We start from the raw sequence: 4,205 nt of genomic DNA, 5'->3' as shown, positions 1-4,205 counted from the left end.
TGACGAGGGTCGCGTACTGGCCCCGGCGGGGCAGCACCAGGTGGCTGGAGGCCGGGTACCGCAGCCAGTCCGGCACGTCCTCGGGCGAGTCGTACAGGTCGTCGAAGCTGGCGGACAGGGCTACGGCCTCGACCTTGGTGACGCGCAGTGGCTGGGTACGCAAGTGTGTTCATACCTTTCTTCGTGGGGTGGTTCTGGTCATTCGTAGGATCAGGACACCGCGGGGTGGCTTCAGGAGACTGACCGTCCGGCACCTCACGACGACTCGGCCGCTGACTGGGATGCGCTAACCAAATCGCTCGTATGGACACGTCGGGGAGGCCGTCTGCTGGGACGAGTACACGCGCGTCGACGGGGAGAACCGGATACCGGAACTGTGGGACGGTACGGACGCGGGCAAGGCCGCACACTGTTGTACGTTGATCCACAAGGACGAGAAACTCCGTGCTGTCCCGACGAGTGTCGAACAGCGAGTCCGAACTCCCGGAACTGCGCAGCGACGTACTGGAGCTGGCTGACGGTGGCTTGGTCACCTGGGTCGTGAACGTCAGCGGAGGCACACTGTGGGTCGCGTTCCTGGTCAGCCACCCGCGGAAGCCTCCATGGCGAGGGGCACGGCCCACGTCGCACAAGGCTCGGCCGAGGCCGGGCACACCGTCGTCCCCGGGAGAGAATGCCTCCGAAGGTGGTCCACATCCTGGCCAGGCAGGTGATGTCCCTCGGCCCGACGATCGTCGAGCTCGAAGCCCTGGTCGAGGGCCGGCTTCGTGAGCGTCCCCACGTCGAAGCGATCACCAGCATGCCTGGCATTGGCGACATGCGCGGCGCCGAGTTCATTGTTGCCGTGCCGCCGACCCGTGCGGCCCATGCGGGCGGCTTCGGCTACGTCGCCCGACGTCTCTACCGCCACCTCAACAACGCCGCCGCGACGGCGCCAGGGGTTGACGAGACATAGAAGCTTCATGGGGATCTCCTGAGTACGGTCCCCGCCCTCCGGTCGAGGGAAGGTCATCGAGGGGCAGGTGTCTGTGATCTCGTCGTGGGAAATCTCGTGTCCGGTGAGGATGGCGGTCGCGGTCGCGGTGGCGGCGAAGCCGCGATGCCGAAGGGGCGACTGGTGCGTTGCTGTGCGTGACGAGGGGGCGGCGATGACGGGGCGCCTACGAACTTGCGGCCCGATGCTGATGCGGCCCTCGCACGGTTCGGCGGCGAGTGCGGCCTGGCGGCCGAAGACCGAGTCCTTGCAGATGGCGCTGATCGTGGCGGGTGGCACGACGAGGATGCTTCTGGCAGCAAACGAACCCCTTAACGGTATTTGATATACGAACTCAGGGCCATGGGTGTGACCGGATCGTTTCCCGGCCCGGTCGCCCCGCGCGCGGTCCCCGGTCACGGGAGGTGGGGGCGGAAGGGGGCGGCGGCGGGAGCGGTGACCGTGCAGGGCCGGGCCAGTACCGCCCCCGCCAACGGGCCGGGGGCGGCCAGCTGGTGCAGCGCGGTGGTCACGTACATCCGGCCGCCGCCGAAGGCCACGCTGCTGACGTTCGCGGCGGGCACGGCGAGCACGGCTTTCAGCAGCCCGCGCGCGTTGTAGCAGTGCACCCGTCCCGCGCCCCACAGGGCGACCCAGAGCAGGCCCCGGTCGTCGACCGTCATACCGTCCGGCCTCCCCTCCTCAGGGGCCAGGCGCACCAGTGTGCGGGCCGGGCCGAGGCGCCCGGAGAAGGAGTGCACCCGGTAGGCGGTGATCGTTCCGTGGGCACTGTCGGCCAGGTAGAGCGTGGTGCCGGTGGCGTCGAAGGCCGGGCCGTTGGGCACGGTGAGGCCGGTCAGCACGCGGTGCGCCGAGCCGTCCGGGTCGATCCGATGGAGCGCGCCGACGCCGCGGGCCGCGTCCACGGCCATGCTGGTCGCCCAGAATCGGCCGGCCGAATCGCAGGCGCCGTCGTTCATCCGCAGCCGGTGTCCGGCGGCGGCCGGCACCCGGGCCAGCCAGTGCGGCTGACAGCCCGGGCGCAGCAGGGCGACGCCGGTGCCGACCGCTGCGATCCACTGCCCCGGGCGGCCGGCGACCGGGGCGACGGCGCCCAGCGGCATATCGAGGTCGAGTTCGCGCCAGGGGTGGCGTGCGCGGTTGGGGTGGCAGCCGTACAGGATTCCCTGGAGGAGGTCGACGAAGTACAGCCGACTCTCGTGCCAGCGTGCGCCCTCGCCCAACTGGTAGCGCCCGGGTGTCCAGGGTTGCCAGTCGTGGGTGGTCATCGCCGTCTCCTTTCCTCGTTCGCCGCGTGCCGTGTCGGCTCGTGCGGTCGGTTCACCGCAGGGTGGTGCCGGGCTCGCTGTCGAGCAGGTCCAGTTCGTGCCGGAAGGGCAGGCCTTCCCAGTCGCCGGCGGCCGCGACCGCGAAGGCGCCGGTGGTCACCGCTCGGTGGAGCCGGCCGGCTGCCGGCAGGCCGTCCAGAAGTGCCGAGAGGTAGCCGGCGACGAAGGCGTCCCCGGCACCGACGGTGTTTTTGACCGGAACGTGTACGGCGGGCCGGGCCACCTTGCCGTTCCCGGTGAATACTTCGGCGCCGGCGGCGCCGCGCTTGACCACGATCTCGCCGACGCCGAGGTCGAGCAGGGCTTGGACGCGGTCGGTCTCGGTCGTCGCGCCGGCCGGGGCGACGAGGGCAAGTTCGTCGTCGGAGGCCACGACGATGTCGAGCAGGGGGGCCAGTGGTCGCAGCACGCGGGCCGCGGCGGCGCGTGACCAGAGTTTGGAGCGGTGGTTGACGTCCAGGCAGATGGTGGCGTGCCCGGTCCGGGCCGCCGTTTCCAAGGCGGCGCGTGGGCCGGGGCCGAGGGCTGCGGTGATGCCAGTGAGGTGGACGACGCGGGCGCCCTCGGCGAGCGCGGCGGCCAGGTGGTCGGGGGTGAGCCGGGATCCGGCGGAGCCGGTGCGGTAGTACGCGACGCGGACGACGTCGGCCACGCGGGGTTCGAAGACCACCAGTGCGGTGGGGGCGGCGGTGTCGACGGCGGCGTGTGTGACGTCCACGCCCTCGGCGCGCAGGGTGCGCAGGACCAGGCGGCCGAGCTCGTCGTCGCCGGTGACGCCTATCCAGCGGGTGTCGTGGCCGAGGCGGGCCAGGCCGATGGCGACGTTGGACTCGGCTCCGGCGACCGAGAGGTCGAGGGTGCCGCCGAGGTGGAGCGGGCGGGCGGAGCGCAGGGCGGCCATGGCCTCGCCGAGGGTCAGGACGTCGGGCACGGGGTCTCCTGGGCCAGGGCGCGGAAGGCGGCGATGCGCGCGGGCAGGCGGGTGTCCCCGCCGGTGTGGGCGGCGGTGCCGATAAGCGGTCCGCCGACGCCGACGGCGAGGGCGCCTGCGGCGAGGAAGGCGCGGGCTGATTCGGCGTCGATGCCGCCGACGGGGACGAATGGGGTGGTCGGGAAGGGATCGCGCAGGGCACGCAGAAGGCCGGGGCCGCCGAGGCTCGCGGGGAACAGCTTGACCGCGGTGGCGCCCTCGGTCAGCGCGAGGGCGACCTCGGTGGGCGTGACGGCTCCGGCGAGGACCGGCATGCCGAGCGCTCTCGCCTCGGCCACGGCCCTGGTGACGCCGGGCGTCACCGCGAAGGCGGCGCCGGCGCGGGCGGCGGCGCGGACGTCGGCGGCGGTGACCAGGGTCCCGGCGCCGAGCGCGGCCGACGGGCCGAGCACCGCGCGGGCCCGCTCCAGGACGGCCAGGGCGTCGGTGGTGGTCAGTGACACCTCGACCACGTCGATGCCGGAGGCGAACAGGGCCAGGACGGTGTCGAGGGCGGCGGCGGGGTCGTCGCCCCTCACGATGGCGAGGATTCTGCGGGTGTGCAGGGCGTGGAGAAGGTCGTCGGCTTGCACGGATACCTCCGGGGCACAGGACTCAGGACCGACAGTTAGGATATCGTATACTTTTCGTGTTGCGGGTCCACCCCGGCCCGCCGTTTCCCGCTCTGCCCGGCGAAAGGTATCCCCCGATGACCCGAACAGCCCTGATCACCGGCGCGGCGGGCGGCATCGGCAGCGCCGTGGCCCGCCGTCTAGCTGTATTGACCCGCAGGATTGTTGACACGCGTGATCGGGGGTTGGCCTCCGAGTGCGGTGTGGCAGCGATGGTAGTTGTAGGCGTGCAGGAAGTCGGGGAGCGCTTCGGTTCGTTCCTGGTTGCTGGTGTAGGGGCG

At 71.7% G+C, this 4,205-nt stretch carries 4 protein-coding genes and 1 pseudogene; 1 reads left to right on the top strand and 4 read right to left on the bottom strand.

Annotation, left to right across the window (positions count from 1 at the left end):
• Positions 1 to 685: 685 nt before the first annotated feature.
• A complete protein-coding gene (locus tag PUR61_RS15810; protein ID WP_329879485.1) occupies positions 686 to 955 on the top strand; it encodes a hypothetical protein in 270 nt (89 codons plus the stop codon).
• Between the two features lie 434 nt (positions 956 to 1,389).
• Here PUR61_RS15810 and PUR61_RS15805 read toward each other — a convergent pair whose 3' ends face one another.
• The 4 genes and pseudogenes from PUR61_RS15805 to PUR61_RS15790 form a co-directional block, all read right to left on the bottom strand.
• On the bottom strand, positions 1,390 to 2,262 hold the full coding sequence (locus PUR61_RS15805; RefSeq protein ID WP_329879484.1) for an SMP-30/gluconolactonase/LRE family protein: 873 nt from the start codon (positions 2,260 to 2,262) through the stop codon (positions 1,390 to 1,392).
• A 52-nt stretch (positions 2,263 to 2,314) separates the two neighbouring features.
• The gene (locus PUR61_RS15800; protein WP_329879486.1) at positions 2,315 to 3,223 is read right to left on the bottom strand and encodes a sugar kinase; all 909 of its coding nucleotides are present in this window, start codon (positions 3,221 to 3,223) and stop codon (positions 2,315 to 2,317) included.
• Positions 3,224 to 3,237: 14 nt separating this feature from the next.
• A complete protein-coding gene (locus PUR61_RS15795; RefSeq protein ID WP_329879483.1) occupies positions 3,238 to 3,885 on the bottom strand; it encodes a bifunctional 4-hydroxy-2-oxoglutarate aldolase/2-dehydro-3-deoxy-phosphogluconate aldolase in 648 nt (215 codons plus the stop codon).
• A 179-nt stretch (positions 3,886 to 4,064) separates the two neighbouring features.
• A pseudogene (locus PUR61_RS15790) lies at positions 4,065 to 4,205 on the bottom strand (IS481 family transposase); the annotation flags it as partial.

The sequence above is a fragment of the Streptomyces sp. BE20 genome, assembly GCF_036322525.1.
GTDB lineage: Bacteria > Actinomycetota > Actinomycetes > Streptomycetales > Streptomycetaceae > Kitasatospora.
Note: the sequence above shows the minus strand (reverse complement) of the source record. Positions and strands in the feature narration are given on the sequence as shown.